At 46.7% G+C, this 1,086-nt stretch carries 1 protein-coding gene; it reads right to left on the minus strand.

The window, feature by feature from the left end:
* Positions 1 to 1,086 (minus strand): cytochrome c biogenesis protein CcsA (gene ccsA / locus R7F67_RS24815; RefSeq protein ID WP_318057530.1); only part of this gene is annotated, 1,086 nt, incomplete at both ends.

Raw genomic sequence — 1,086 nt, forward strand, 5'->3', positions numbered from 1 at the left:
ACCCAAGCTGCTAAAAATACACTCGTGATTGTCCCAATACGCACGGTATCAACCGACAAGATAAAGACGGCTACGACACCTAAAGCGATAGTACTTGCGAAGGCGAATTGCCCTTTCCAGTTCGCGCACACTCCTTTTGTCCACCGCAAAATTGGCGTCATGGCTAACGCCAACAAAGCGAAAATACTAAGAGGAAATATTAAGCTATTAAAATACGGCGCACCAACAGAGATGTTTCCCAACCCTAGCAATTGATAAATCATCGGGTAGAACGTACCTAAAAAGACGATCGCCGTGGATATGACCAAAAGTCCAATGGCCACATACACCATATAAGCTCGACTGATCAAGGAACGTAATCTAAATGGTTTGATGGCATCTCCACGCACAATCAGTACGCCAAACGTCATCAATACTAACGCACTAAGCACAGCAAGCAGGGCTAAACCTTTGGTAGGATCCACAGCAAAAGCATGCACCGATGTCAATACGCCAGAACGTACGATAAATGTCCCGAGAATGCTTAAACTAAAGGTCGCAAACGCCAACGCGTATGTACTCCACAACGCTCCCTGATTTTTCTTTGCTAATACCCCGCTGTGCAGGAGTGCAGTGCCGGTTAACCACGGCAATAAAGAGGCATTTTCTACTGGGTCCCAAAACCACCAACCTCCCCAGCCAAGTTCATTGTATGCCCACCAAGAGCCGACAAGGATACCAACAGTCAGAGTTCCCCAGGCAAAATACGCGGCCTTTCGCGTACAACGGTACCATTCGTTGACAGGCCGTTTGCTTAATAACGCCGCAAGTGCAAACGCCAAAATGGCGGAATAACCAACGTAACCTAAATATAAAAGTGGCGGATGAATGATCAATCCGATGTCCTGCAGCATTGGATTCAAATCACGTCCTTCTACCGCCAATGTTTTTGCGAACTCAAAAGGGTTAGACGTTGTTAACGTAAACCAAGCAAAAACGGCAATCAGGACATTCATAATGCCAAGGCAATCTGCGGTGTAGCATTGGCTGATCGGAGAACTAAGTGCAATGTATGATGCCCATAAGCTGAGCGTCACGACCCAAAAC

Origin of the sequence: Vibrio sp. YT-17, assembly GCF_033337375.1 — a bacterium.
Taxonomy (GTDB): domain Bacteria; phylum Pseudomonadota; class Gammaproteobacteria; order Enterobacterales; family Vibrionaceae; genus Vibrio; species Vibrio alginolyticus.